This window comes from Novosphingobium lindaniclasticum LE124, assembly GCF_000445125.1.
Taxonomy (GTDB): Bacteria; Pseudomonadota; Alphaproteobacteria; order Sphingomonadales; family Sphingomonadaceae; genus Novosphingobium; species Novosphingobium lindaniclasticum.
Map to the genome: position 1 here is coordinate 1 of NZ_ATHL01000050.1, position 26,995 is coordinate 26,995.

Below are 26,995 nucleotides of genomic sequence, written 5' to 3' on the forward strand. Positions count from 1 at the left end.
GGGTCAATATTGGGCGCCGATAGGGGGTCAGTTTTGCGCGCCGGTTGACACCGAGGAAATCAAACATCACGTTCATGAAGAAGAGATGCCCAAGGAGGGCATGTTCGCGCAGGCGCGCGCGGCTGACGTAGATCTGGATGCACTCGGCGCTCAGATGGCCGAGCGAAAGGCCGAGCTACAAGCGCAGTTCGAAGCCAACGGCCTGCCCACGCCGACCACGCGGACATTCGGTCCTGTCGAGGTCGAGCTTGGGGCTCCTGTTGCCTGAAATCTGGCCATCGAACGCCACGCCCTCGAACGGAGACGATCATGTCCATCATCGACAAGGCCATAGCGGCCATCACACCACCCGAGAGCGCTGAAGCACGTGCTAAAGCCCGTGAGAAAGCCGAGGCAGCGGCCCTGACGGGCGACTGGCTCTCGCAGATTCTTACACATCATCGAGAGATCGAGGCACAGTTTGCGGCGGTCAAAGCGGCGAACGATCCGGCGTCCCGGCGCGCCGAGCAGAAGAAGCTCGGGCTGTTACTGACCGCCCATTCGCTCGCCGAAGAGGCGGCCGTCTACCCGGCTCTCGCAGCCGACCATCAGGTTGGTCACGCGGAACTGGCGTATCAGGAACAGTCTGCCGCCAAAATGGAAATGGGCCTGCTGGAGCGTGTCGATCCCATGAGCCAGGATTATATCGACAAACTTGAACACATTGAAAGCGCGGTGGCCCACCACGTCTATTCGGAGGAGGGCACGTGGTTCACCACACTGGCAGAATCCGCCTCGCCTGAGGAGCTGGCGCTGGTCACGGCCCGCTACAGTGAGGAATATGCACGATACATGGGCAGCCACCCCTAAGACCATGGAGGTGAGCCCGACGGCTCTCTACAAGGGTGCGCTGCATTGCGACGCGCCCTTTCCACCATATCTCAAGGCAGCTCAGGTAAGAGAAAACCGGAGTCGGACGAATAAGCCATCGGGGCGAAAATCGAACTCGGCCCCGCAGCCCTCGCCGCGAAGGGCGCGTGAGATCATCCGCGAGCCGAAACCTCTTCGATCTGGGGAGGCTACTTCAGGCCCGCCCGTCTCAAGCCATCGGATCTTCAGGAACTCGATATTGCCCTCAACATGAAGCTCCCAGGCAATACTCACCGTTCCGGTTAGATTGGAAAGGGCCCCGTACTTCGCTGCGTTCGTCGCCAGTTCGTGAAGCACCATGGCAAGCTGAAGCGCGCGGTCAGCTGAGATTTCCACTTCCGGCCCGCTAAGTTCAAACCGCTTATCGGCCTCAGCTGCGAACGGCGATACCGCCCGCTGAACGATATGGGTGGCGGCGACCGGCTCCCAATCCCGCTGGGTGAGCAGATCATGAGCTTCAGACAGGGCGAAAAGGCGCGCGTTGAATGCCTCCTTCTCCGCGTTTGGGGCCTCGCGAAACGTCTGCATGGCCACCGCCTGGATCGTCGCCAGCGTGTTTTTGACTCGGTGCTTCAGTTCATGAAGGAGCAGTTCATTTGCTTCCTCTGCACGCCTGCGCTGCTCGATTTCCTGCTGGGCAGCCTTGTGCAGCCGTGCATTGTCCATGGCGACAGCGGTCTGGGCTGCAATCGCGGAGACAAGGTTTTCCGTGTCAGCGGTGAACTTCCTGGGCTCATCATGAGCAAAAAACAACCCGCCGAGCACTTCGCCCGACACTGACGTCACAGGCACCGCGAGATAGCTGACGACGGGAAGGTGCCCCGCCGGCATGCCGTAGTGCGGGGCACTGTGCCCGTAGCGTGGATCTTTCCGGATATCATCGGAGCGGATTACGCCTTCGCCTGCAAAGGTTGGGCCGAAAACTGCCGTATTTCGAGGCATGCCGAAATTGAAGTCCTCCCGCGCTGCGCCCGAAAGGGTATAGAGCTGGTAAGATTCACCGGCAGCATTCGTGACATTGTAAAAGAACGCGCCGAATTTGGCGCCGCTTAGTTCGGTGCCAATGTCGGTGACCGACTGGACGATGCGATCAAGATCGAGATCGCGGGAGATTTCGCTGGCTACACGGTAGAGGGTTTGCAGGCGGTCGGATTGCTGCGTAACCAGGGCCTCGGTCTGTTTGCGCGCGGTGATGTCGCGGGCGATTTTTGAGGCACCGATAACCCGCCCGTCGGCCGTCTTAATCGGAGACGCGGTAAGCGAAATATGGATCAGTGATCCGTCCTTGCGCTGCCCCAGGGTTTCGAAATGCTCAACACGCTCCCCGTTCTTGAGACGCGCGATGATCTCGTCTTCTTCAGACCTGCGATACTCCGGGATCAGGGTGAGGATTGAGGCGCCTACAATCTCACTGGGAGCATAGCCAAAAATCCGCTCGGCGCCGGCATTCCAGTCCGTAATGATGCCATCGAGGGTCTTGCCGATGATGGCGTCGTCGGAAGACTCAATGATGGCTGCGAGCCGATCGGCAGCGCTCAATGCCCGTCGCTGTTCAGATCCTTCTTCCCCGTCCATACCCGTAACGACTTCCGCAGCATTAAGGCTGTCCCCTTTCCTTACCTAGGCCAGCGACAGCAGTGAGCAAGCAGTCCATTGCATACGGCTTGTCGAAAACCAGGTCAAAGAGATCGGTACGCGATCTGGCTATGGCACCCTGTGCTCCGCTCACCAAGATGATGGGAATGCCTTGCAGGGAGCTGTCAGCCTTCATCGTTTCGGCCAATTCGAGACCGGTCATCAGTGGCATCATGAAGTCCGTGATGACCAAATCGGGCTTTACGGTGCGTACCAGCTTCAGCGCATCTGCGCCGTGGGCGGCGTCATGCACTTCGTGGCCAGCATCTTCCAGGCTGACCACCAGCAAATCGGCAATCAGGAACTCGTCTTCGGCAACGACTATCTTCATGGAGAACTCCGCTGCGGGGTTTTGTCCATGACAGTCGTCATGCTTCGAGGGGCTTGGCCAACCCGGTCGAAATTCCGGTGGCTTGTTCAAACTGTCCCCTGATCGCAAGGCCCTGCCCATCGATATAGACCTCCTGGGGAGCAGCCTGGAACGACTGGTCGCGAATCTTCAGGACGGACAACACCCGTTTGTACTCGGAGCGGATTTCGACTTGGCGCATCATTATGAGGTTATCGAGCAGGCTGGAAATCTCCGGTCCTGGCGCTGCAACCTCGGACGCGAAGAGGTCACGCAACTCCCACGTGCCAACAGTCGTAACACCCATAGCCCGCAATTCGTTCGTCAGGGCTGCAAAGAATTCCACCAGGCGAGGCCGGTGGACGGCTGCACGCTCAAATCCGCCAAAAGAGTCGAGGAACAACCGCTTTACGCCTCGGGCCGAGACGGCATCGAGGAGGCGATAGGCCATCTTGTCGATGAGGTTCTCCGTTAACGGCTGCCACAAGATATCGACCTCTTCCCTCTGGACATTTCCCTTGAGATCAAGGCCCAGTGCGCTCGCCTTGAGCAACAGACGTTCCGGCGTTTCGTAAAAGCCGAAATGCAGGCCGGGTTCCTGTCGGGAGGAGGCCGAAAGGAAATTCAGGCCAAAAGATGTTTTACCGCATCCCGAAGGACCGATGAGCAACGTGATCGAGCCTCGCGGAAGTCCGCCGCCGGTGATCTCATCGAAGCCCTGAATTCCAGAACGTAGCGGCTTTGGATCCGGATTGTCGGTCGCAGAGGGTATATGAAACGCGGCTTCGATCCGCGGGAATACCGAAATACCCTCGTTGCCAATTTCGTACTGATGATAACCCCCTAAAGCAGCGCTGCCCCTTGACTTACGGGCGCGGAGGCGGCGTACGGTACGGACACCCACAAGTTCGTCATGCAACTCGAGCACACCGTCTACCATGGTGTGCTCCGGGCTATCGTCGTGCATCCCGGCGCTGGTCAGGAAGAGGACGGTGCAACCGACAAACGCGGCTTGGCTCTGAACCTCCGCCACAAAGGTCTTGACGTCGAGGTCTGTCTCCGCGCGGTCACGCGCGTTGAGAAGGCCATCGAAGACGATCAGCGAAGCGCCTTGGCGCTTGGTTTCCTTGCGCAGCAAATCGACGACGGCCCCCAACCCCTCCTTGGCGAGGGTCTGGAAAACGCTGACATACACGATGTTGCTACCAAGCTGATCCTTTTCGAAGAAGTTCAGCGTCGAAAGCGACTGGAATAGACGATCATGCGTCTCGGCGAGGAGAGTGACATAGAGCACCTTCTTGCCGGCCGCTGCCGTCGCGAAGGCGATCTGATTGCCCAGGATCGTCTTGCCGGCCCCGGGTTGACCCTGCACGATGTAGGAGGCCCCCTCGACAAAGCCGCCGCCAAAAACGGTGTCTAGGCCAGGGATCCCGGTCGAAAAGCGGGGAAGGGTCTGCGTCACGAAATAACCTCATCAGCGCGTAGTGGCCAGTAGGCCGTCTCGCGCTGATAGCAGCCTGCAAAGCCACCGTCAGGATGGTCGAGGACTTTTTTGAGATTACCGCCGCCTGCTACGGGAGGGCGGTCGCTTCGCGCCCCATTTCACCAGCGCCAGATCATGCTTCAAGTCTTCAATCCGGTTCAGAGCGTCAACGAGTCCCGTGTCGGGTCTCGGCCTCATTCACAGGACGAACACGTCCAGTTGTGGCGCTCTGCGGTGAAAGGAGTTTGCCAGGGCTCTGATATGTCGATGCCCGGCATTTCAAACTGCAGCCCTCTGAGGCGCTGCACCAGTACTTCCAAAGGAGCCAATGTGATCTCTCGCGACCTATTGAATCCGTTGCCCGGTGGTTAGAAGGCAACCGGCAGTTTGGGTAAGTCAAGTCACCGAAGCAGGAGATGATATAGGTTGTCCCCGACGTACTTAGTGCGAGTTTTCCCACTTCCGGACAGGAAGATCCTCCATGCTAGCGGCAGCGGAGTGCGCACCCAAAGTCTATGTGCGCGTGGTGTAGGCCAAAAACGTGGGAGGCGGCGGCGATCCCGCGCACCGTCCCAGAACAAAGGCAAGCATGAACATCCCATAGTGACCCGCGAGACCGATAACGACGGTTTGATTTCGCACTTGCACAAAGGTGTTCGCAGATGCAGTATGACTCCGCCTTTCAGGCATCCTCTCCCAAACTCAAAGGCCGGCTTTGCCGGCCTTTTCTTTTGAATTGAGGCTAGGGTTTGTCCGTTGCTGCAGATCCGCCAAAACCTGGTCTGCCCGCCCCAGTGTGCGAGGTTCTTGGATGACGCTCGCTTCAGCATTTCGGCGCTGCCACCGATATGCTAGTGCGAAGGCGGGTCGATCGCGCAGTTCATCCCATGTCAGAGGAACGGCGATGGGCGCAAACTCGCGGCCTCATCCCTTGCGGCACCTGCCTTCTCCCTCGACCGTCACAAGCAGCAATCGTGCAGGCCAGCGCCGCGGCTGCCATGAGCATGGACGTCGTTTTTATGCTGGTGCAACTTGCGGGATGCGCGCAATTGCACGCTATCGAAAGCCACCTTTCGCGCCGCCCCCCCATCAGGCTGTTATGGCCACGAAATTGGAGGTTTCGACGATGAGTGAAGAGCGTTGCAGAGGGCTAGCTCAAGATCTGTGGCACGAAAGGGCTTTGCCAACGTGGCGATGTCGCTGAACTCGTCCGCATCGGCCGCGTGACCATAGCCCGTGGCGAATATGAAGGGCACGCCGCGCGATTTCAGCAACGTGGCAACCGGGTAGGACCGACCGCCGTGGATGTTCACATCCAGCATGGCCAAGTCGAAGTCTTCTCGTCCAGCCAAATCCAGCGCGGTATCCAGGCGCATGGCCGGGCCGACGACGATTGCGCCTAGTTCGGTCAACGTGTCTTCGATGTTCATGGCTACGAGCATCTCGTCCTCAACGACCAACACGCGCTTACCCGCGAGAGACATTGCGGCCCCCCAGGTTGGCCAGAGGCGCTGTGATGAGGCATTTCAAGCCGGCGGGTGCGAAAGACATGCCTGCAGTGCCACCAAGCTCGGCTGCAAGGCCGCGCTCGATAAGCCGCGAGCCGAAGCCTTGCCTCGATCTCGCGGTAACTGGCGGACCGTCGTGCTCCTCCCAAGCCAGATGGAGTTTGGGATCCGGCCCTTCCTCCAGAAACCAGGAAGCGCTCACGCGCCCCTTCGCCGTTGATAGAGCGCCGTACTTGGCGGCGTTGGTGCAAAGCTCGTGAAGGGCAAGCGCTATATTCACAGCGGCCTTCGGTTCGAGGGCGATTGCCGGTCCAGCGACATCAAAACGGGCCTCACCAAATGGTCGGATCGCATTGACGATGACATCCGCCAGCATGGCATAATCCCAGCTTTCCTGCGTCAGCAGGTTATGGGCGTCAGACAGCGCGAGCAGGCGGCCCTCGAATGCTGCGCGCGCCTCGGCAGGCTCGCGATCCCCCTTGAAGGATTGCGCGGCAATTGACTGTACCACGGCAAGCGTATTTTTCACGCGGTGGTTCAACTCATCGACCAACAGTTCGCGATGCCGCTCAGCAAGCTTGCGCTCGGTTATATCCTGAACAAGCCCATAGAAGCCCTCAATCGAGGCGTCAGGCCCGCGTTGCGGGATATAATCCACGCGAATATGTCTCGGCCTGATGCCGGAGTACGGCATGAAGGTCTCAAACTGGATCTCCGTGCCAGCCAGCGCGGCGTCAATATGCTGTTGAACGTGGCCGAACGCTTCCGAGCCAATCATGTCCTCGACCCTCGATCCGACGATTTCGTCGATGGGGCGGCCCAGCCATCCTTCGTACGCGCGGTTTACAAATCGATAGCGCAAGTCGCGATCTACATGCGAGATCAGCACAGGCAGGGCGTCGGTAAGCGCCTGAAGGTGCTGCTCGCTCCGCCACCGCGCAGCCTGCGCAAGGTCGGTTTGCTCGCGCGCCTGGGAAACCCGCTCACGGGCCGCCTTTTCGCCACGCAACTCGGCAAGGTCGAGCGCCCCGCCGATACGCGCGCGTAGTTCGAGAGCGCTGAAAGGCTTAACAAGATGATCGTCTGCGCCTGCCTCGAGGCTTTCGATCCGGGCGTCCTCACCCGCCTTGGCGGAGAGGAAAATGACGGGGATGGTTTGCGTTGCCGGGTCGTCTCGAAGCGCGCGAAGGAGCCCGAATCCATCCAAGTGCGGCATCATGATATCCGACAGCACAAGATCCGGCCTCGTCTCGCGGGCCAAAGCCAGAGCCTGAGCGCCGTCAGCGGCGACGGTGACGTTGAAATGCGGTGTCAACAGTCGGCGGACATAGGCGCGCATGTCGGCGTTGTCATCGGCCAGCAGGATCCGTGGGCGCTTTGGCGCGGCCTCTGACAGAGGGGGTGACTCCTCAGGTAGCCATCGCAATGCCTCCTCGACGTAAGCACTCGCGCGAACGGAGGTTGTTTCAAGTTCACCTGTGCCGACGGGAGCGGAGCCCGTTCCCGGCTGCGTAAGAGGGAGCGTAACCGTGAATGCTGCGCCGCGCCCTTCACCCGCGCTCTCAGCCACGATGGATCCGCCCTGGAGTTCGACCAGCTGCTTGACCAGCGCCAAGCCGATGCCTGAGCCTTCGTGGCTGCGAGACTTCTGCCCGGCGATGCGATGAAACCGAACAAACACGTTATCAAGTTCGTGGGGGGCAATACCAGCGCCGGTGTCACTGACCTTCAGTACGGCAGCATTGTCTGTCTCACTTAGACGGACCTCGATCGACCCTTCGTTGGTGAACTTGAAGGCGTTGGAAACGAGGTTGAGCACGATCTTCTCATACATCTCGCGATCAACGCGGGCATGCCGCGATAGCGGCCGCGCCTTGACACGAAAATTCAGACCGGCCTTTTCGATCGCCGCCCGAAAGTTCGAGGCTAGGTCAACCGTCAGCGCAGCCAGATCGACAGGCTCGGGCGCCGCTGCCATCCGGCTCGCCTCCACTCGGGAGAAATCGAGAAGGGTGTTCACGAGACGCAGCATGCGAAGCGCATTGCGATGCGCAAGTTCAAGCGCATCGCGATGCGCCGTCATGGAGGTGGGCTTGTCGCTCAGCGCTTCCTCAAGGGGGCCGAGTATCAGCGTGAGCGGGGTTCGGAATTCATGCGAGACGTTGGAGAAGAACGCCGTCTTGGCCCGATCGAGTTCGGCCATTTCGGCCGCACGGCGCTGCTCGTGTTCACGAGCCCGGGCATTGCGGATTGCAACGGAGACCTGCCCACCTACCAGCTCGAAGAAGGACCGGTACGCCTCGTCGAGAGCCCGGTTGGGCGAAATTGCGCACACCAATAGACCATCGACCGTATTCTGCTCACCCAGCACGGGCAGGCAAATGGCTGAGACTACAGGGTCAAGGTAAGTGCCGCCATGCACGGATACGTGGGTGTCGGCCGCGTCGATGACGAAGCTTGAGCCATTCAATCCAACGGATATTCCCCAAGGATCGCCTTCGTCTTCCATCTGTCTGAGAATATCGGACGCAAGACCAAAGGACGCGGCGACCTCAAGACCGGTTGCAGTGCGCAGCAGCAGCGCAGCATAAGGTATGTCGAGCGGATCGTCCGCAAGCGCGCCCATGATGTCGAGCGCGGCTTGCCTCGTCTGCACCGCGCTGGCTGCCCGGGCAGCGAGTTCGCGAAGCAGCTTCAGGCGGCGCTCCCCCACTATCTGCTCAGTCACCTCCGAACACACCGCAAGCATTCCGGTGATCACACCATTGTCATCCTCCGCCGGAGCGTGGCTCACCGAAAAATAGGCCTCTTCCCTATATCCAGAACGATGCATCTCCAGGGGTAAGGCCGGTGTCCAGTTCGCATCGCCCGTCGCCATCACACGCTCGATCATCGGGCCAAGCGTCCCCCATGCCTCTGCAAGCGTTATCCGAATGTCGGCGCCAAGTCCGGCAGGATGTCTGTCTCCGATCAGCTTGGAATAGGCATCGTTATAGATCTGGGTGAATTCGCCGCCCCAAGTCAGAACCATCGGATACTGTGACGACAGCAACGTCCTTACCGTCGAGCGAAGGCTCTGCGGCCAACTGTCGACCGACCCCAAAGGCGTTTGTGCCCAATTCAGATCCCGACCTATTGAGCGGATTTCGCCGGAGCCGGTGAAAAGTTGCTGTGCCGAAGGCTCGCCCGGCGTATCGATAAGAGGCAATTGCAGGCTTTCAGGAAGGACTGTCGGGACGAGGTTCGGCATTGATGGCGTGCCATCAACGTCCCCTCCATCAAAAAGTGCCTTATTGCCGCAGAATAATTTTCGATCGCAGAATTTCAGAAGTGTGCAAAAATACGTAGATCGTTTCCCGGACCTGCCAGATTTGACGATCTCGACCAGAGCTCGTCGTTCACCAGAACCGCCGGTAATGTCTGGACCTGGCAGGAGACGCCATTCGGGCGACCAGGTGCCATACAATTGATCGGCTGCGACTGAAACAACATCTCGCCCGTTCTTCACCTTGTCAGCGAAACGTTCCGGGTAGGCAAGTTGGCGCGATCTGCAGTTCGATCGAGCTCAGGCGTCGCGCGTCAGCGTTTCCAAAACTCGGAGCATAGCCTGCACGTCCAACGGCTTGCTGCATGTCGTCACACCAGGGAAGCGTAATGCAACCGCATCGTCGCCATATCCGGTGGCGAATACGAACGGGATGCCCCGAGCCGTGAGTTCGTCAGCGACCGGAAACGCCTCCTCATCACCAAGATTCACGTCGAGCACGGCAGCGTCGATCTTCGTTTCGCTAGGGATCCGAGAGAGCGCGCGGGCTACCGAAGGCTCAGGACCGATCACTTCCGCGCCGGCGTCTTCGAGGTCGCGTCGAAGGTCCATCGCCAGCATGTACTCGTCTTCGACAACAAGGATACGTCGGTGACTGAGCGTCATGTTTCAACTCCGCAGGTTACGCGCCGATACGGGCAGCGCGATAGAGCAGCGGACGCCATCGTCTGCCATAACATAGGTGGTCTCGGCGTTGAGCTGATAAGGCAGTGCCTCTTCGATGAGGCGACGCCCCTGACCTGTGCCCTGCGGTTTCGCGCTTGTCGAAGCCATAACAACGCCAGTTTCCTGCCAATCGACGTGCAGCCAGGGCTGATCGGCATTCCGGCGCTCGATATGCCACCGCACACTCAGGTGAGCTCCAGGCTGCTTTAGGGCGCCGTACTTGACCGCGTTGGTGGTCAGCTCGTGAAGAGCCATAGCGAAGGTTTGCACGGTGCTGGATCGCAGCGCTACACCTTCCGGTCCCGCCAGCGTGACACGACTGTCCGGCTCCAGCGCGCCAGCCGCCTCCAGCTCTGTCCGGATCAGCTCGTCGAATGTAACCCGGTCAGCTTCGCTCAGTCGCGACAAAAGGCGCTGCACACGTGCTAGCGCCGCAATCCGTTCGCGGAACATCGCCTTGAACTCATCCAGGCTGGCGCTCGAGCGGATAGTTGCGTCCGCCGTAGAGCGAACCATGCCCATAAGGTTGAAGGTGCGGTGCTGCAGTTCAGCTACGAGCACGCGCTGGCGCTCCTGCATCTCCCGCAGGACGTGAACGTCGGTGGAAGTGCCCAGCCACTCGACGATGCGGCCCTGCTCGTCACGGACCGGCACGGAGCGAGTATGATGCCAGATAAAGGCGGCGTCTCGAGCGCGGCGCACACGAAAATCAATGTCGATGATGCCGTTCTGGCGCGCTGCGCCCCACGCCTGCACCGCCGTTTCACGATCGTCCGGATGCAATGCCTCGAGCCAACCGAGACCGAGGCTCTCCTCTTGCGTTTGTCCCGTACAGTCCTGCCATTGCGGGCTCGACCAGGTCCAGCGGCCCTCGTCCTCTGAGCGCCAGACGAGCTGAGGAATGCCCTCCATCAAAGTGCGGGCGCGGCGCTCGCTTTCCTCCAGCGCGCCGGCCGCTTGCTTGCCGATAGTCGCATCATGGCCGATGCCGCCGATGCGGGTGATGCGACCGTCAGAGTCACGCAACGGGAAATCGACGTCCTCGATCCAACGCTCTTCGCCATCGGGACGCACAATGCGAAACTCGTAATCGACGCGCTCTCCGGCCCGGACCCGGTCGAGGTTGGCGAGCACGCGGTCTCGGTCGTCAGGGTGAAGGGTGCTCGCCCAACGTTCAAGCTCGTCCCCGACCAATGCCCGCGTGCGGCCGTAGATCGTCTCAAATGCCGGGCTGACGTACTCGAAAGCCATGGTTTCTGCGTTGCGGACCCAGATAATGTCGGACGAGGCCTCGCTGAACTGCCGGAAGCGCTCCTCGCTCTCGCGAAGCGCCTGCTCGGCAGCTCGGCGCTCCGTGACATCCTGGCCGATCTTAAGGTACCCGCGCAGCTTGCCAGTAGGGTCGCGAATGGCGTTCGTAGTACCTTCGATGAAGACACGTGAACCATCCTTGCGCACGTGCCATCGCACATCCGGGGCCATGCCGTTGTCACGCGCAGTCGCCTGCTCCTGCGCCGGCACGCCCGCCGCGCGGTCCTCGGCGGTGAAGGTGATGTCAGCGGCCTGCCCTCGTGCCTCGGCCTGGCTCCAGCCGAACACCTGCTCTGCGCCCGGGAACAAATCGGCAATGCGCCCGTCGGCATCAAGGGTGAAGATGGCATAATCGCGCGCATTCTCGACAATCAGGCGGAAGCGCTCTTCACTACCGCGCAGCGTCTCTTCAGCGCACGCGCGCTCGATCGCGGCCCAAGTGCGTTCGGCGACCTCAACCAGGAGGGACGAATCGCTCGCGGACCATTCTCGAACTTTAGTGTCGCCAACCAGCAAAGAGGCTACCAGACGCCCTCGGGCGAACAGAGGAGCCACGATCATTGACCGAAAGCCGAAGGCAGTGAACTTCTGACGTAAACGCCTGGGCAGCTTTTCATAGCTTGCGTAGTCGCGAACCATAAGCACGGCGCCGCCCGTCAGGAGCTCGAGGAATTCAGGCGCGTCGGACACGTCATGCACACCCGCGAGTGTCGGAAGCCCTTCGCGCACGCTGCCGCGAAGCACCAGACCGGCATTTGTATCCGAGTCCCAGTCGACGTAGTAGCACCAATCCGCGTTCAACCGTTCACGAAGCAGGTCGGTGATTGCGCCCTGTATGTCGGCGGGAGTAGCCAGCGGGCGGACGGCGTCGGAGAGCCTCAACAGGAACGTCTGCCGCTCCTCGATCTCGCTCAAAGCGTCGGTGCGCTGCTCCAGTTCCGCCTGTCGGACAGTCGCCGCATCGATCGCCGAGATCATCTGGAGCGCGGCTGCGGCGAAACGGGCTAGGCTTTGCAGGACGCGTGCATCCTCTGCATCGAACCGACCTTGCGGAGTATGTTTGATGACCCAAAGAGTTCCAACCGCCTCGCCCTTCACATGCCACGGAGCGAGCAAATTCTCGTAGATGCGTGGCTCGACATCTCGAAGGGCGGGGAAGACCCGCTCGGCCTCTTTGAACAGGAGGACCCGGTCGCGTTCCATCACCGTCCCACAGGGGCTCGCCTCCCGGGGCATCATGCCAAAAAGGTTGGGCGCAAACGCTCCTGCCGCGGCGTGCCAGCGGAACATGCCGCTCGTTCCGCCGGGCTCCAGGATGCTAATTCCGGCTGAATCCGCGCGGCACAGATCCATGACCATCTCGGCGCATTTCTGGAGCACGCCCCGCGGATTTGTGGCCATCTCATGGGCCAGCAGGCCGAGCGCTCGACTCTCTGCTTCGTAGTCTGGAACTCGGGAGGGTCGGCTCGCCAGCTCGGCGGTGGTCAGGACGTCTTCGACTCCGGCGCCCAAAGGAAAGGGATCAGAAGGGCTGGTCACTGCAATCCCCCGGCGCCTCAAGAAAACGGGAGCGGCGCGCACTCGCTTGAGCGCCGCTCACCCGAATGCGCGCGCCCATCTCGGCATCATCAGCCGGCCAGCCCATCATACGCCCAATCCCTTCACCAGCCTCATCCAGATCGCTTCATCCGGTTCGGCTCGCATACTGCCGAATGGTAACGCGTCACAAAACCAGAAAGTATCGGACTTGGTGGAACCATTCACCAGTGGTAACGCAACATGCCCATTGCTGTGACCAAGAGAGAACTGCCGAGCCGAGTTCGTGAAGGACGAGCGACGGCGACCCGGTAGTGCACGTCGGTAGCTGGCGATGTCGGCGGGTGCTATGGTTTGCGGCCAAGCACGGGTCAGGCCGCCGTTTCCAGGCGGATCGCCCTAGTAGTCGAACGACCAACATTGGATCGCAACCGACCGGCAGGTCAGGCGCTGTAGCCGCCATACAGGTGACCCGTAAGGAACGGCAGATTTGTCCCAGATCACCGCGGATTCTACTCGTTGAACCCACCCCATAGCACAGGCTCTTCTTACGAACCGGTTCGCAGATCCATCACCCAGGTTTCGCTTCCGATGTCCTGGCCGAAATGCCGTTCGGTCTTGGTATCACGCAGCGTGAAACCAGAGCGGGCGTAAAGCCGACGTGCCGAAGCCAACTGGCTGTCGGTCCATAACTCCAGGTGATCGTAGCCGGCAGTCCGGGCCCGTTCTACGCAAGCCTCTACCAACTGACCGCCCACACCGGTACCTCGCGCGTGCGGTTCGACGTAGAGCAATCGGAGCCTGCCAGTCCTTGCCTCTTGCGAGCGCATGAGGAAGATCGACCCCGCCATCCTGCCGTCCAGTTCGGCAACCCATGCGGCTTCCTGACTCGGATCGAAGGCGCGGCGGAAGTCTGCGATTATCTGTGCGATCAGGATCTCGTAGCTCCCATCATAGCCATACTCCGCGGCGTAGAGGACGGCCTGGCGATGAACGATCATCCCGAGATCGCCTGTCCGAAGCTCCCGCAGGGTGAGCACAGGCGGGTTCTTCGCTTCCAAAAGCTTTTTGACCGACGAAACTGCCTGGAGCAACTCCGCGCGGCGCGAAAACGGTAGCGCATCCAACAGCCTTGCAACGCCGTCACGCGCGCCCTGATCTGCCTTTTCGAACGCCGCTCTGCCTTCGGCGGTGAGCGACAGCAATTGGTTGCGGCCATGGGAGGGGTCTTCTCGCGAGACTATTAGCCCTTGCTCCGTAAACCGTTTTAGTGTGCGGCTTATTTGCGACCGGTCCAGGCGCAGCGCCCGTCCAATGTCAGCGGCAGTGGGCTCCTGGCGATGAGCCAATTCATATAGGATGCGCCCTTCGCTCAACGAGAACCTGCTGTTGGCGAGGTGCGCCTCGAGCAGTCCGAGATGGGCGGTATAAACTCGATTGAAGCTTCTAAGCTGGTTTACCTCATCGGCGTCGCTCTCATTCATGCGTCACTCCGTTACATGTTGATTCTGTCAACATGTAACGGCCTAGTGTTGACTGAGTCAACATCCTGTGTGTCTTTGCGCTAACAATACTTCACAGCCTGTATAAGCTATCGATGCGCTATGCACGCGCGTCAGCCTTTTCAGGGCACGAATCGCTAACCTGGGAACGGACGTTCGTCCCACCGATCTAGTGTCAACAGACCATTGACGGTTTATGGCCTACTTAGCCATTCGGAAGCGCTATTGGGAATAGCGGCTCTGTCCGAGATCCGGCGGCTACACTGACCGCCACGGATCAGCGGTGCCTCTCATGTGCGCTGATCGGGATGAAGGCCGGCTCACCGTAGCCCGCATAGACCTCGCTCATAAGCCAAGTGCGTTCAGGCTCGCTTTCTTCCTCGGAAACCGCTCTCCACCAGAACCGCATTTCGGCGTTCCAGCGATAGCCACGCGACTTCAGGCGATCCTTGGCGTCAAATGGCGCATCGATGGCATTCACCTGATAGGTCATCTTCTGCGAACATGTGACAAGGTGGGAGAGGATCGTTTCACCATCGGGTGCGGCATGGGAAAGAAGGTAGATCAAGGCGAGAATATCATTCTCCGCCCGGTGGCCGTCGTAGAACCAACCGCATTGCGAAAGGAGATGGGCGAGCGCCCGACCATCGAAGCCCAGCTCCAGCCAGTCCAGTTCGGCCATTGAGCACGCCCAAGGCTGGCCGGCGACTGCCGGGAGCCGGCGGTCGACGAAGGGCCGGTCAAATGCGGCATTGTGTGCGATAATGATGTCGGCCGATGAAAGAATTTCCACCGCCGCCGCCTCATCGATCGCTTGTCCCGCTAGGTCGCTATCGGTCAGGCCGGTAAGCTTGGTGATCTTCGGGTCTAGTGGAATGCCAGGGTCCTCGCGCCACACTCGCGGAAGACCCACCTGAATAACGCGCCCTCGCACGTCGAACCGGAACCGCTGGGCGGCAAGTTCGATGATGCGATCGACCTCGCGATCTAGCCCCGTTGTTTCCACATCAATCGCCACACCGATCCGGCTGCCCGCCCCAGGATCGGCTTGATGAAAGGCAGCCACCGGGCGAAGCTTTCGCAGCACCTTGAAGTCAGGATGACCGTCCAATTCCGCGATCATCTTGTCATGGCGCTCAGTCACTGCGACATTCGTCCGATAAGCTCTTTCCTCACGAAGCATCGATGACCCGGAACACAGTGCCCTTGCCGGCGTCCCGGACAAGATCAACTCTCTGGCCGTCCCAGTGGTAATCAAGATGGCGCCCTTGAAGGGGGTGCGAGGCGCAGTCAGGGTGGAATAGCGCTACGCATTCGCCGCCGGGATGCCGGACGCTGGGATAGGCAATTCCATCCGAACCGGCGCTCCGAAGGTTGGTCGCTAGTTGCTGGGCTGCAGAGTAATCGTTCGGATCCAAGGCAGCACTTGAGGTTTCACCTCGCAAGTCATGGAGATCTGCGTGGACTGCCAGGATGATCTCTCGAAATTGCGACGTCCATCCCGCTGGCTCAGCGGTCTTGGCCATGAAGCGTGCGTGATGGTGGATCGTCTCGAACAGGGCCGTTTCATAACTGCGTGCGACGTAGAGCACGCCATAATGCCCGGCAGAGAACCGGCTCGGCCGATCCGTGCTGACATGGGTGAACGACGCCATGAGATAGGAAGCCCCGGGTCCGCCGACCCTACGCTTGGGCGGGACAAGGTCGATGTTCCCGATCGTTGCCATGATACGCGGGTTTGTCTTCTGCTCGGCCGAGAGAAGAAGAGGCCAATCCGCAGGATCCGCGATGTCTTCGAAGAGGTCTATCGGAGGAAAGACGCTGCGAATGATCCTGACCGCCCCCGCCCACTCGACCTTGCTGACCAAGGGCATGCCCTTCATTGTCACCAGCCGCCGCGCTCCGCATCGAGATAACGCCGGACCCGCATGATGTCCGTGAGTTCACCGCCGAGCATCACCTGCAGCGCGCTGGCTCCGTCAAAGGCGGCGTTGGTAGCCTTGACCCAGTCATAACCCCGCTGAGGCTCCTGAAAGATGATCCTCAGCGCCTTGTGAATTCCGATAAGGTTGGACAGCCGCGCCAGTCCATCACGTGAGATACGTCCTGGCCCTTCAGCTTTCCAACGACGAAAGGTGCGCACCGGCATGTCTGTCAGCACTGCCGCCTGCTCGTCCGTTATGCCCCAGCGAGAAAACAGATTGAGTGCTGCACGGAAGAGTGCACCACCTTCTTCCTGCGTAATCGGCTCCGGCCGGAACGGCGTAGGAGCTGTATCGATAGCTTGCAGCAGCGTCATTTGATCCTCCATATGGCACGATATTACTATTTCCGTGCCAAATGGCAAGAGTAAGCGAGCGGGTTTGCTGGGCGGGTCAGGTTCCGAACTTGGGGCGGATGATCTCGGCGCCGTCCCGCAGCTTGCAAAGATAATCGGACCACCATTGCGCCATGCGGACTCGTTCCTCCCAATGCGCCCCTCGATGGTAGGCTGCACGAACGCTGTCCCGCTCTCGGTGTGCAAGCGAGCGCTCGATCGCGTCGGGGTGCCAAAGCCCACTTTCATTCAGCAATGTACTCGCGATGGAACGAAAGCCGTGAGATGTCATCTCATCCCGCGTGAAGCCGAGGCGGCGCAATGCGACATTCAACGTGTTTTCGCAGATTGGCTTGAGAAAGGTGGAATTGGCAGGAAACAGGTAGCTGCCAAGGTTGCCCATTGCCCGCAGCTCTCGAAGCAGTGTGACCACCTGGGTCGAGAGCGGCACGGCGTGGGGCTTGCGCATCTTCGTACGTTCGGCGGGCACCCGCCAAACGGCCGCATCAAAATCAATCTCGCTCCACTCCGCCTTGCGCAATTCGCCGGGACGAAGATAGACGTGGGGAGCAAGTTGCAAGGCGATACGCGTTTCGATTTTGCCTCCATAGCCATCGATCGCGCGCAGGAGTTCGCCGACCTTTGCCGGTTCAAGCAATGCCGCGTGATGCTTCACCTTCGGCGTAATCAGGGCGCCACGCAGGATGTCCGCCGGATTGTGCTGGGCGCGAAGGGTAGCCACCGCGTAGCGAAACACGCGGCCCGAGAACGACCTCGCTCGGATGGCGGATTCAAAGTGCTCCTTGCGTTCAAAGCGCTTGAGAGCCTTAAGGAGTTCGTGCGCTGATATTTCGGCAATGGGGCGATGACCAATGGAGGGCTGCAGTTCGTCTCGAAACCAGCGCATTTTCTTAAGCGTGGCGGGGGCCTTCCCTTCCCTTTCCATCTTCTCGATGAATTCGTCTGTGACGACACGGAATGTGGTGCGTGCCGCAGCTTCGGCCTCGATCTTGGCCAGGATTCGAGCTGCCAGAGGGTCAACGCCACCTTCAAGCTGTTCGCGCGCCTCATCGCGCTTCTGACGCGCCTCCTTCAGGCCGACATCAGGATAGCGCCCAAGCGCCATCTTCTTCTCGATGCCATGGAACCGGAACTTGACCCGCCAGAGCAAGGACCCGTTCGGGTTGACGAGGATATAGAGCCCCTTTCCATCCGCAACCTTGTACGGTTTTTCGCGCGGTTTCAGGGCGTTGATCTGGATCGTGGTCAGCATTGGGGGCCTCGACTCGATAGTGTCGGAAAGGCCCCCGATTCGGGGCCCCCAATTCACCTGGACGGAGGTGGACAAAGGGGGACGTCACCGGAAAGCCGATGACCAATTATGCCTGATTTCTGGGGGTTTTTGGAGCGAAAAAACGCTTGACAAGGGGGTGTCATGGTGCCGCTTACGTGACTCGAACACGTGACCCCATCATTACGAACACGAGCGATAGAACGGCAGAAATCCAAGGTTTCCGAGGCTCTTGATGCCGGAAATCGCCCAATTCTCCGGGGCGCCCAAGCGATACCCAGATTGTGCCGAAATCCGAACTGGGCGTCTTCCTACCGAAAGCACTTTGGCTCGGTGAAAGTTCGAATTTCGACCCGGGCAGAACCCGGATATGTTCCCTCGCACACACCGCTATGTAGGCCCGCTCACGCTCCTATGTGTCATTGTCCACATATGATACACCTCTCCCTTTCCCTTTGATATCAAAAGAACATCGGGGGATGGCGCTAACGATGAGCGCGTTCGAGCGCCACCATGACGAACAGGCGGGCAATTATGACGATCGACAGTATGGCTAGGACGCTGGCCAGAACCATTCCGGCAACTGCTCCGGCTTTGAAGTTCGGCTATCGCGCCAAGGAGCGCATGATCAGCAGCGCCGCTTCTGCGTGGCCCTCGTTGCTTCGCGCCAACACTGAGAAGATCACGATCGCGATCACCGCGCATTGCAATCTGCGCTGCCAAGGCTGCAAGTACGGTCGCGACTTCATGCCGGGCTCCCAACTGCCGCTGCAGACCGTTCGGGAGTTGCTGGAAGACGCCGCCGCTGCCAAGGTTCCAGCGGTGCGCCTATATGGCGGTGAGCCTCTGTTGCACCCCGACGTCGTGGAAATGGTCAAGATTTCGAAAGAGCTTGGTGTTGGCTGCTACATGACGACGAATGGCCTGATCCTCGATCGTAAGATTGAAGCGCTGCATGCCGCTGGTCTGAGGAAAGTGACCATCGGCTATTATGGCGAGAACGGGGCCTTCGACGAATATGTGCAGCGTCCAGGCCGATTTGACCGGCTGGTCGAGAGCCTGACCAACACACGAAAGAAATTTGGTCCGGACCAGTTGGATATTCAGTTCAACTTTCTGCTTAGCCGGCGGTCTGCGAATATCGAAGCCGTGGACGAAATGGTCGCCTTCGCCGATCGTTTCCAGGCCAGCATCCATGTCGATGTCGTGCATTACTCGTTGCCCTACTTCCAGGAAGGCCCTGAGCGTGAGCTTCAGTTCCGTCCCGAAGACAAGCCCGCCGTCGATCGCGTCATCACTCACCTTCTCAAGCTGAAGCGCGCACGACCAAACCTGCTGACCGAAAGCGAAGTTGCGCTGGCCTCGTTTGCCGACTGGGCGCTGGAGCAGGAGAATATGCGTATTCCTTGCGACGCCCGCAAACTACTGTGGGTCGGAGCCGATGGGTCGGTTATGCTGTGCTACGTCACCTTCCCGCTCGGCAATCTGCACGAGAAGCGGCTTAGCGAGATACTCTACACCGATCAGCACCATGAGGCCGCAAGGGATGCCTTCAAGCTGAATTGTCCTAACTGTCACTGCGAAGCGGCCTCACGCGTGGAAAAACATGCTCCTTCCTTGAGGAAGTACACCAAGGATGCGGCAAGTCGGCTTGCGGGCTAGATTCCGATCGTGCTGCGGGTTGCTCATTTGCTCCCCAACCTCATTACGGGAGGGCGGGAGCGCATGGTCGCAGATTTGTGCGGGATCAGTCCCCACCATGGGATTGAGCCCATGGTCATCGCCTACGATCCAGCCGCTCAAGGTCGGCAGATAGCACTCCCGGGTATCGCGCAGCACCACATCGACCGGCGGAGCAAAAACTTCAGCGCGGATCTGAGCAAGCTACTTTCGGACGAAAAGGTCGACGTCCTTCATGCGCAGGGGCACATTGCTGGCGCGCTGGCGGCACATGCGATGAAAGAAGTGCCGTCCATCGTCACGCTTCACATCGCACTAGGGCAAGGATGGCGGTGGCTTCCTTCGATCGTCCGAGGATTGCGGCGTGCTCAGAGTGTGACTGCCGTATCAGATGATTTGGCTCGGCGATTCCGCCCATGGTCGAACAAACCCATCATGGTCGTGCCACCCGGCATCGACTTACGCCAATATCGCCCGCCCGGGAGCCGCAACCTTTGTCAGCCAATCACCCTTGGCATAGCGGCAAGGCTGCATCCGGTGAAGCGTCATCGGGATGTTTTCGAGGCTCTAAGGCTTCTGCAAGACCGGGGAGTGCCATGCCGTCTGCTGGTCGCAGGTCAAGGCCCGGAGGAAGTAAGTCTACGAAGCGCCGCTAAAGGGTTGAACGTTGAGTTCAGTGGTGACGTCAGCGACATTGCCACATGGCTGAAACGGCTCGATGCATTCGTTCTGCCGTCCGATCATGAAGGCACACCATTAGCTCTGATCGAGGCGCTGGCGACAGGCCTTCCCTGCATCGCGACCGATGTGGGCGGGGTGCGAAATTTGCTTGGTGACGCTGGGGTTCTTATCGCCCGCCGCAACCCAGCGGCAATTGCCTCTGCGGTGGAACAGCTTATCAACCAACCGGGATTGCGATTACAGTTACGAAACGCCGCACTTGCCCGTGCCGAGCATTTCTCACTGGCCCAACGGGCACTACCATTGCTTGGCCTCTATCATAGGCTGGGAGCACCGTCCGAGGCGCGAACGGGGGTCAATGGCGGGTGACGTCCGGCAACACCTTGTCGGATTCCGCCTGAATGACCCGAGGCCAAAGCGCGGTCTTCGTGAACAGCTTCTCTGTCGGATAGGGCTCGCCGTGGCGGGTTTCGTCCAGAAGTCCCAGCCAGCACAACGGGCGCAGAATGTGGATGTAGGCCAGCGCATAGGCCCAATGATCTTCCGGCCCAGCGCCGAACAGCACCTCTGCAAAACGCTCGTAGGTCAGGCCAGTATGGGCCTCGACGTTGATGATGTTGAGGAACAGCAGCCAATCCCCGGCGAGTTCGTCGCCATACCGCGTGTATCGGGAGTGATCGAGGACGAAGAGGATATGATGGGCCAAGGCGATCCAGAGGTTGCCGGGATGCTGTAACAGATCCTTGCCCATCTTCGTGATATGGAGGAAGCCCTTGCGATGCTGAGCTAGCTTGGCACTCACCAGCAGGTCATGCAGCACCATCAGCGGCGGGAAGTCCTGTTCGTTCAGCACCTTGTTGACCCCGTAAAGGTCATCGGCGGTGTAATACGGCCAGTCGAACGTTTCGGCAGCCCACGTCACGAAATACCGCTTCAGCGCTTTGCTCTGCGTCAGACCGATAGGGCCATGCTCGACGATATAGCCGAGGGTCAGCAACGCACCGCGCAGCAGGGGTGATTGGGCAAGGGCCGAGTCTTCATGCGCCGGGGCGACGAATTCGATCATGACCGCCTCTACCGATTTTCGGACAGCGCCATTGCAACTGCGATTTCAACTCTGTTCCTGCCGTTTGCTTTCGCTTGATACAAAGCCTCGTCGGCAGCCTTTATCAGATAGTTCTGATCAGGGTGCCCCAAATGCTCGGCAATGCCGATCGATGCAGAAACCTTCAATACCTGAGGTACTTCAGCGTCAAGCTCCCTATCGCAAAGATCAGTGCGAATTCTTTCAGCTATTCCTTTAGCTTCATTGAGATGCGTTTCCGATAAAATTATCAAAAACTCCTCCCCACCATATCTGAATACGAAATCACTGGGCCTGACGTTCTCCATCACAACCTGTGCAACTTGCTTCAGAACAACGTCGCCTATCTGATGGCCGAAGCGATCATTAATGCTCTTGAAATGATCAACATCCACCATCAAAATGGTTAGGGCGCTTTTGTTCTGATTAGCAATGGTGATCTCTCGTCCCAATATGGAAGGCAAAAATCGCCTGTTAAGGGCACGTGTCAATGGATCTCGACCATTTTCCATCGAGTTCAGGACCTGAAAGAGGTCATTCATTATGAATAGTATTTCGTTAACAGCAGAATGTAATTGATGCAGAGCATCATTGTCGCCACTTCTCCCATTACCAGATTCAATCTTAGGGAGAAGTATATTGTCAATCCTACCAATTTCCGCTGTGAGGTTCTCAAAAGCAGGCGAGCGTTCAAACATTAGTCCTGCACGGTGGCGTACCCACAGCCCGAACTGAGATGTCGATAGTTTTGACAGACTCAAAGAGCCTCCCAACAATGCAAACAGCGTTTCCTGACTCCATTGCATCAGGGATGCTCGCTGCGCTTCCTTTTCAATGCCGATATCCTGGTCGAGCGAAAACAACCGATAGGCTTCGTCCAATCTGGCGCGCGCTGTTGCATCACGCATGTATGCCTTGCTCATGAGCATGATCGCCGTGTCGATGCGGTCATTGACCAGTTGCACATTGGCTATCGCTGCCGCTGCATCGTCAATGTCCACGGCGATCAGTTCAGCGAGGCGCGATTTGATAACAAGGGCTCCTTCCATCACAAGATGGACAGGAATTTTGATTCTTGCATGGGCTTCGCCGACAATCCTCTGCCTGTCCTGGATGTCCGGTGACTCGCGAATGTCGCTAGGGCCGAGCAACTCAACCAGCCATGCCCGCAAAGAAGAGGTCAGCCGCGTTTCGACGACTGAGTAATTCAGGAAATGCTTTGCTTCGTCATCCTGCAGTAGGGTTTTGTAGAAAAGGGCGACCAGATCATCGGCATTAGCCTCCACAATGTTTTTTAACGCGGTCACCAAGCCATCTCCTGAATCTTCATCTGCCTCCTTCAAAGGGGCGTTCCGTAGGTCACCGCCCATAGAGGATAAAGCGGAACATGGAAATCGGCGCTGTAGCATCGGTAAAATCACAAAAATAATAAGGGAATGCCCCAGACCTGCGCATGGCAAATCCGGGGCGGTAGGTTCAGGTGCGAGCGACGTTCCAAGCGGGCTTCTTCATGCCAAGCAAGGCTCCCTTCAGGCGCTGGGCGATTACCCCGGCGGAATAGTCGGTGCCGGTTACGATCACATCGACCTCAAGAGTTGCGCGGTGTTCGTATATCTTCTGGCCTGCATGATGCTTACGCCCGCTGTCGCTTTCCCGGCTGAAATCGAACAGGCGCTTCATCAGGCCGCCTTTGGAATATTCCCGGCCACAGCCGATGTAGACGACCTCTTTGCCAAGGCGGAGACGGAAAACACCGACTGATCCGCGTAGATCGGCATGGCGTTGACCGAGGCCGCCCTTCAGAGGCTTCCAGTCTCGGTTCCACTCGGTGCATGTCCGACCGGCGAATTGCTGCTGTGTCATATCGATTCCTTGAGAAAAGCCGCGACGATCCATGCCTAGAAAATAGGCACGCAAGGGCGTCGGCGGATGTCAGAGAAATCCCCGAACCTGCAGGCAGCAAGTCCGGGGAGAAGTGGTTACGGATTCAGATGGTAGTGGCCGTCATCGGTGCGTCGCCAAGGTCCGCCCTTGTCCCGTTCGAGCCTGATGCCGACATGCCTTCGATCGAAGCCGAGTTGATGCAGGCGATCGAGTATCTCTGGTCCAAGAATAGGCCCCGACCCAAGGCATTCCGCGATCAAGATGGTGGCGCGTTCGTTTCGGTTGACCTCGCGATCCTGGAGGACCGTGTCGAGCGCCAAAAGCTCCTGCTGCAATTCGTCCGCGTACATCAGGCGGCCTTCATCTTGGCGGCCCCGGCCTCAACGGCAGACAGCAAGGTGTCGTTTGCAAGGTGTGAGTAGCGTTGAGTCGTATCTGGGCTGGAATGCCCAAGGATGCGTCCGACAGCATACAAATCAACACCACTGTTCACCATGAAGCTCGCGGCACTATGGCGAAGGTCATGGATGCGAACATCGGGAAGCCCTGCCTTCTCGCGAGCCGAATCCCACGGGCGCTTCAAATCCGTAAAGGGCTTGCGGGTAACAGGACTTGGCACCAGCCAATCACAATTTTCCCATCGTCGCAGACCCTTGATGACTTCGACGGCATCGGCGGAAAGCGGGACATACCGTGGCTTCCCGGTCTTCGTGTCCGGCAGGTAAAGAGCACGCCGTTCAAGATCGACGTTCGACCACCGCGCAGTAAGGATTTCCGTTTTACGGGCCCCGGTAAGCAGGAGTAATTGAACGATAGAGGCAAGCTGGGTATTGGCCGATTCTTTGCAGGCAGCCACCAGCCGTTCGGCCTCTTGGGCTGTGAGAAAGCGCTCCTTCTTATTGTTAAATCTCGGCCTCGGGACGGCTCTCACCGGATTTACCTGAGCGCCGGGGATGTTCCATTTCGCAGCCAGCTCGAACGAACGGTTGAACGTCACCCGGATTTTCTCAGTTGTGGCCGGTGCGAGGGTCTTGCGCAGTTCCGCTAGCCATGACGCTATCGCCTGCGAGGTAATCTCGTTGAGGCGCAGTTTGCCCCAGCGAGGCAGCAGGTGGCATCGAATTACCCGCTCGGTGTTATGGGGCGTCTTCTGGTACGTCTCGTTGTGCTCGATGTGCTGACGGGCCACCTCGGCATATGTCGGGATTGCTTTCCTTTCGGCTTTCTTGGCGGCTGGATCACCGCCCAGCACAACCTCGGAGCGCCACCGCTGGGCAACGCGCCGGGCCTGATCGAACGTGATGTCGCCGTACATGCCGATCGTCCGCTGGCACTGCTTACCGTATTCGTTGGTGTAGCGCAGGATAAAGGCCTTGGAGCCGCTAGCACGGCATTCCAGCGTGAAGCCTGTAATCGAGGTGTCGTAGTAATCAGTGCGTTTCTTGCCCGGAACGCATCGGGCAGTGAGGCACAGGGCAGCATCAAGCTTAGCCTTTGGCATAATTCAGGATTCCTTCTGCAAGTGGTATAAATGAAGACGCCGCTGGGCACCGCAGCGCGAACGCAAGGGCGCGGGGCCGGGAGCCAGATTTCGGCTCCCAGAGTGGCTACAGCGGCAAATTTTGGGTAGTTCGGACGGTGGAGGAGGCCTGTTTTAGCCCCCTCCGGGCGGGTCAGGCTGCCAGAATTTCACTTTCGCAGCCCGGCACATCCCCCGTGGCCCCGGCGGGAGCCTGAAATCGTGAAATGCTGGAATGCTCGTCCGAGACTTCGAGCGGTTCCGGCTCTAGCACGGTAAAGGCATTCGCCCCTCGGGCCACGATCTCCAAGGTCCAGTGGTGCTGTCCAGGATCGGTCCCGGTGCCTTTCTCAAGGATACGCACGACCTGACGCGCCGAGACATTCAACCGCTTGGCCACAGTCTTCGAGAGCTTCATTTTCTGATTTACGCCTTGGCCGATCACGTCCTTGATGGCTTCGATGACTTTAGCCTCGGTCTGCTCGGCCTCATCCCGCTCGAACGCTGATTCCCACGACGCATCAAGCATCTGAACCGAAAGCATGCGCTGTTCATAGGAAATGTCGTTCTCGCGGGTGTATCGGAAGCCGCATTCTTCCGCGCCACAGCCCCGGCGCTTTTCAGCCCTGATTCCTACAAGCCGATCGGTAGAATCTGGGGCGTCCTCGGCGGGTGTCATGACATAGACGGCGTCGAAGTCCTGAATGAGATCGGCGGTTCCAGCATAGACCAGTCTGCCCTTTACGCTGGCATTCTTGTTTGTGTGCGCCAATGCGAGAATAGAGCCGCCTGCCATGACGAAGCGCCTACACGCATCGCCAAATTCGCTGGCCTGCGCCTTGTGCATCAGGTCCACGAACTTTTTGAGCGTATCGACAACGATGAAGACCCCCTTCGCCGTAGCCGTTTCTGCCATACGCTTGAGCTGTTTAATGAGCTCGCCAGTCTCGAACCCTTGATGGCCGGGGGCAAGGGTATGCACTTTCAGTTCGTCCATCAGCGCCATCTTCGTTGCGAAACCAGCGGAGCTGTCGTCGGCGTTGATGTAGTAGACGTTCCCCGGTTGAACGCGCTTGTCCTGAACCGCCTCATTGAGCAGCGACATAACGAGCAGAGTCTTCCCGGCATTTGGCGGGGCGTACCAGACGGTAGCCTGTCCCGAGTAGCAGATGTTGCCCAGAAGCGGCTGGGGCATGACTACGTTGTCCATGAAGTCCTGGGCCTTTCCACGCAGGCTGTAGGGGGCGAGCGGGCTTGGAACGACCTCAGGCGGGACAGGCTCGATCAAATGGCAACCCTCCAGCAGCTCCGGAATGTCGGCTGGGCTTTGGACCTTGCGCTTTATGGATACATCCGGCCTTATCGGCAGGCGATCGCCAGCACGAAGGATTCGCCCATGAGGCAGCTGTGCTGTATTGATGGGCTGGAAACCGGGTGCAATCCGGTAGACATAGTAGCGACTGCCTTCCGTGTCCGTGATCAGCACTGGCGGACCGGGCAAGTGCAATGGCAGCCCTCCGTCTGTATCAGGCGGCCATTCCAGAACCAGAACACCGGCAGGAATGACGAACGCACCGGGGATGTCGGTGTCTGGCTCGAACCCGACGATTTGCATACTGGTTGCCATGTCGGTTTCGTTTGGCGTGATCGCGATCGTGGCTGTTGACGGCGCCCGGCTCGTTCCGGTGTCGCTGATTTTAGGCATGGCTTCGCCGTTCGCCGGTGAAGGGTTCATCGTCGTTAAATCCTTTAAATTAGAGTGTCTTACACTGGTTCGAAATTTGCTTCGCCAGCGAAGCCAGCCGTATCGTCAGCCAGCAAGAAACGTTAGATTGGCTGGAGTGATGCCCAAAGCTCGGTCCAATCGACTTCACGTTGGCTGAGGTCGCAAAGGGTGCGTACGATAGACACAATCTCTGGAGGCGATGCAGCCAGGACCAAGGAGAGCTCGCCTAGATCTTTCGGCGATGCCATGCATATCTTGGCAGAAAGCTTGGCAATGCCATGCGATATGATCCAGCCGAAGTCCTCTTCGTCCCAAGGCATCAAGGGCTCCCTTTGCAAGATCGCCTGCGCAGGGTTTGCTGGTTGTTCTACCGATGGACCCGTCATGTCCGAAACGCCCCAAGTTTGTCGGCGCTCGGCTCGCGCCAGTCAAACAAATCCTGAAGGAACGTTTTCCCGGCGGTCGGTGCTGCCTTCCAGACGGGTTCCAACCGAAAAGATCTGGCCAGCACTGTCGCATTTGGCGTGGCTTCGCCGTTCGCCGGTGAGTGGATCATCGTCGTTAAATCCTTGAAATGTAGTGTTATTGC

At 58.9% G+C, this 26,995-nt stretch carries 22 protein-coding genes and 1 pseudogene; 4 read left to right on the plus strand and 19 right to left on the minus strand.

All coding sequences use genetic code 11. The features are described from left to right. Window positions 1–268, plus strand: a pseudogene (locus L284_RS0123870) (hypothetical protein); the annotation flags it as partial. 41 nt (window positions 269–309) lie between these two features. After that, the gene (locus tag L284_RS30990; protein ID WP_021233213.1) at window positions 310–849 is read left to right on the plus strand and encodes a hemerythrin domain-containing protein; all 540 of its coding nucleotides are present in this window, start codon (window positions 310–312) and stop codon (window positions 847–849) included. Window positions 850–930: 81 nt separating this feature from the next. Here the strand turns inward: L284_RS30990 and L284_RS46825 are convergent, their stop codons facing one another. From L284_RS46825 to L284_RS31040, 12 genes are all read right to left on the minus strand, one after another. Beyond that, window positions 931–2,448: a PAS domain-containing sensor histidine kinase gene (locus L284_RS46825; protein WP_021233214.1), complete on the minus strand. Its 1,518-nt coding sequence runs from the start codon at window positions 2,446–2,448 to the stop codon at window positions 931–933. A 58-nt stretch (window positions 2,449–2,506) separates the two neighbouring features. Then, entirely contained in the window at window positions 2,507–2,875 is a 369-nt protein-coding gene (locus L284_RS31000; protein ID WP_021233215.1) for a response regulator, read from the minus strand. A gap of 37 nt (window positions 2,876–2,912) precedes the next feature. Beyond that, window positions 2,913–4,355, minus strand: coding sequence for an ATPase domain-containing protein (locus L284_RS31005; RefSeq protein WP_021233216.1), 1,443 nt, complete (start codon window positions 4,353–4,355; stop codon window positions 2,913–2,915). Between the two features lie 1,118 nt (window positions 4,356–5,473). After that, on the minus strand, window positions 5,474–5,860 hold the full coding sequence (locus tag L284_RS31010) for a response regulator (protein WP_021233217.1): 387 nt from the start codon (window positions 5,858–5,860) through the stop codon (window positions 5,474–5,476). Continuing rightward, window positions 5,844–9,134 (minus strand): ATP-binding protein, encoded by a 3,291-nt coding sequence (locus L284_RS0123880; protein ID WP_021233218.1) that lies wholly within the window; start codon window positions 9,132–9,134, stop codon window positions 5,844–5,846. The genes L284_RS31010 and L284_RS0123880 overlap by 17 nt, the downstream gene beginning before the upstream one ends. A gap of 315 nt (window positions 9,135–9,449) precedes the next feature. Continuing rightward, on the minus strand, window positions 9,450–9,815 hold the full coding sequence (locus tag L284_RS31015) for a response regulator (RefSeq protein ID WP_021233219.1): 366 nt from the start codon (window positions 9,813–9,815) through the stop codon (window positions 9,450–9,452). A 3-nt stretch (window positions 9,816–9,818) separates the two neighbouring features. After that, a complete protein-coding gene (locus L284_RS46830) occupies window positions 9,819–12,725 on the minus strand; it encodes a PAS domain S-box protein (protein ID WP_152524620.1) in 2,907 nt (968 codons plus the stop codon). A gap of 545 nt (window positions 12,726–13,270) precedes the next feature. Then, complete coding sequence (locus L284_RS31020) at window positions 13,271–14,206, minus strand: bifunctional helix-turn-helix transcriptional regulator/GNAT family N-acetyltransferase (RefSeq protein ID WP_021233221.1); 936 nt, start codon at window positions 14,204–14,206, stop codon at window positions 13,271–13,273. A 295-nt stretch (window positions 14,207–14,501) separates the two neighbouring features. After that, complete coding sequence (locus L284_RS31025) at window positions 14,502–15,407, minus strand: 3'-5' exonuclease (RefSeq protein WP_031341704.1); 906 nt, start codon at window positions 15,405–15,407, stop codon at window positions 14,502–14,504. Further along, window positions 15,397–16,107, minus strand: a complete 711-nt coding sequence (locus L284_RS31030) for an RES family NAD+ phosphorylase (protein ID WP_021233223.1) — start codon at window positions 16,105–16,107, stop codon at window positions 15,397–15,399. The genes L284_RS31025 and L284_RS31030 overlap by 11 nt, the downstream gene beginning before the upstream one ends. Window positions 16,108–16,109: 2 nt before the next feature. Next, complete coding sequence (locus L284_RS31035; RefSeq protein ID WP_031341705.1) at window positions 16,110–16,523, minus strand: MbcA/ParS/Xre antitoxin family protein; 414 nt, start codon at window positions 16,521–16,523, stop codon at window positions 16,110–16,112. 76 nt (window positions 16,524–16,599) lie between these two features. Continuing rightward, window positions 16,600–17,814: a tyrosine-type recombinase/integrase gene (locus tag L284_RS31040; RefSeq protein ID WP_021233225.1), complete on the minus strand. Its 1,215-nt coding sequence runs from the start codon at window positions 17,812–17,814 to the stop codon at window positions 16,600–16,602. A gap of 552 nt (window positions 17,815–18,366) precedes the next feature. Between L284_RS31040 and L284_RS31045 the strand changes: the two genes are divergently transcribed. After that, window positions 18,367–19,494, plus strand: coding sequence for a radical SAM protein (locus L284_RS31045; protein ID WP_160172103.1), 1,128 nt, complete (start codon window positions 18,367–18,369; stop codon window positions 19,492–19,494). Window positions 19,495–19,503: 9 nt separating this feature from the next. Next, window positions 19,504–20,562, plus strand: a complete 1,059-nt coding sequence (locus L284_RS47230; protein WP_268745342.1) for a glycosyltransferase — start codon at window positions 19,504–19,506, stop codon at window positions 20,560–20,562. Here L284_RS47230 and L284_RS31050 read toward each other — a convergent pair. The 7 genes from L284_RS31050 to L284_RS48195 all read right to left on the minus strand — a co-directional run bounded on the left by L284_RS31050 (window position 20,549) and on the right by L284_RS48195 (window position 26,962). Then, complete coding sequence (locus L284_RS31050) at window positions 20,549–21,259, minus strand: hypothetical protein (RefSeq protein ID WP_021233227.1); 711 nt, start codon at window positions 21,257–21,259, stop codon at window positions 20,549–20,551. The two genes, L284_RS47230 and L284_RS31050, sit on opposite strands and share 14 nt — an antisense overlap. An 8-nt stretch (window positions 21,260–21,267) precedes the next feature. Then, window positions 21,268–22,620, minus strand: a complete 1,353-nt coding sequence (locus L284_RS31055; protein ID WP_235054319.1) for a diguanylate cyclase — start codon at window positions 22,618–22,620, stop codon at window positions 21,268–21,270. 133 nt (window positions 22,621–22,753) lie between these two features. Next, entirely contained in the window at window positions 22,754–23,140 is a 387-nt protein-coding gene (locus L284_RS31060; RefSeq protein ID WP_152524622.1) for a hypothetical protein, read from the minus strand. Window positions 23,141–23,256: 116 nt separating this feature from the next. Next, window positions 23,257–23,511: a hypothetical protein gene (locus L284_RS31065; RefSeq protein WP_021233230.1), complete on the minus strand. Its 255-nt coding sequence runs from the start codon at window positions 23,509–23,511 to the stop codon at window positions 23,257–23,259. Next, entirely contained in the window at window positions 23,511–24,662 is a 1,152-nt protein-coding gene (locus L284_RS31070; RefSeq protein ID WP_021233231.1) for a tyrosine-type recombinase/integrase, read from the minus strand. The genes L284_RS31065 and L284_RS31070 overlap by 1 nt, the downstream gene beginning before the upstream one ends. A gap of 172 nt (window positions 24,663–24,834) precedes the next feature. Beyond that, a complete protein-coding gene (locus L284_RS31075) occupies window positions 24,835–26,415 on the minus strand; it encodes an AAA family ATPase (RefSeq protein ID WP_021233232.1) in 1,581 nt (526 codons plus the stop codon). A 373-nt stretch (window positions 26,416–26,788) separates the two neighbouring features. Next, window positions 26,789–26,962 (minus strand): hypothetical protein, encoded by a 174-nt coding sequence (locus tag L284_RS48195; protein ID WP_160172104.1) that lies wholly within the window; start codon window positions 26,960–26,962, stop codon window positions 26,789–26,791. Between the last annotated feature and the right edge of the window lie 33 nt (window positions 26,963–26,995).

Bases quoted from the DNA above. Each gene is read 5' to 3' on its own strand.
- L284_RS31050 (WP_021233227.1), bottom strand. From the start codon at position 21,259: ATGATCGAATTCGTCGCCCCGGCGCATGAAGACTCGGCCCTTGCCCAA.
- L284_RS30990 (WP_021233213.1), top strand. From the start codon at position 310: ATGTCCATCATCGACAAGGCCATAGCGGCCATCACACCACCCGAGAGC.
- L284_RS31040 (WP_021233225.1), bottom strand. From the start codon at position 17,814: ATGCTGACCACGATCCAGATCAACGCCCTGAAACCGCGCGAAAAACCG.
- L284_RS31045 (WP_160172103.1), top strand. From the start codon at position 18,367: ATGACGATCGACAGTATGGCTAGGACGCTGGCCAGAACCATTCCGGCA.
- L284_RS31015 (WP_021233219.1), bottom strand. From the start codon at position 9,815: ATGACGCTCAGTCACCGACGTATCCTTGTTGTCGAAGACGAGTACATG.
- L284_RS31010 (WP_021233217.1), bottom strand. From the start codon at position 5,860: ATGTCTCTCGCGGGTAAGCGCGTGTTGGTCGTTGAGGACGAGATGCTC.
- L284_RS31000 (WP_021233215.1), bottom strand. From the start codon at position 2,875: ATGAAGATAGTCGTTGCCGAAGACGAGTTCCTGATTGCCGATTTGCTG.
- L284_RS31030 (WP_021233223.1), bottom strand. From the start codon at position 16,107: ATGAAGGGCATGCCCTTGGTCAGCAAGGTCGAGTGGGCGGGGGCGGTC.
- L284_RS31020 (WP_021233221.1), bottom strand. From the start codon at position 14,206: ATGAATGAGAGCGACGCCGATGAGGTAAACCAGCTTAGAAGCTTCAAT.
- L284_RS31060 (WP_152524622.1), bottom strand. From the start codon at position 23,140: ATGACACAGCAGCAATTCGCCGGTCGGACATGCACCGAGTGGAACCGA.
- L284_RS31065 (WP_021233230.1), bottom strand. From the start codon at position 23,511: ATGTACGCGGACGAATTGCAGCAGGAGCTTTTGGCGCTCGACACGGTC.
- L284_RS48195 (WP_160172104.1), bottom strand. From the start codon at position 26,962: ATGATCCACTCACCGGCGAACGGCGAAGCCACGCCAAATGCGACAGTG.
- L284_RS31025 (WP_031341704.1), bottom strand. From the start codon at position 15,407: ATGCTTCGTGAGGAAAGAGCTTATCGGACGAATGTCGCAGTGACTGAG.
- L284_RS31075 (WP_021233232.1), bottom strand. From the start codon at position 26,415: ATGAACCCTTCACCGGCGAACGGCGAAGCCATGCCTAAAATCAGCGAC.
- L284_RS0123880 (WP_021233218.1), bottom strand. From the start codon at position 9,134: ATGCCGAACCTCGTCCCGACAGTCCTTCCTGAAAGCCTGCAATTGCCT.
- L284_RS31070 (WP_021233231.1), bottom strand. From the start codon at position 24,662: ATGCCAAAGGCTAAGCTTGATGCTGCCCTGTGCCTCACTGCCCGATGC.
- L284_RS31035 (WP_031341705.1), bottom strand. From the start codon at position 16,523: ATGACGCTGCTGCAAGCTATCGATACAGCTCCTACGCCGTTCCGGCCG.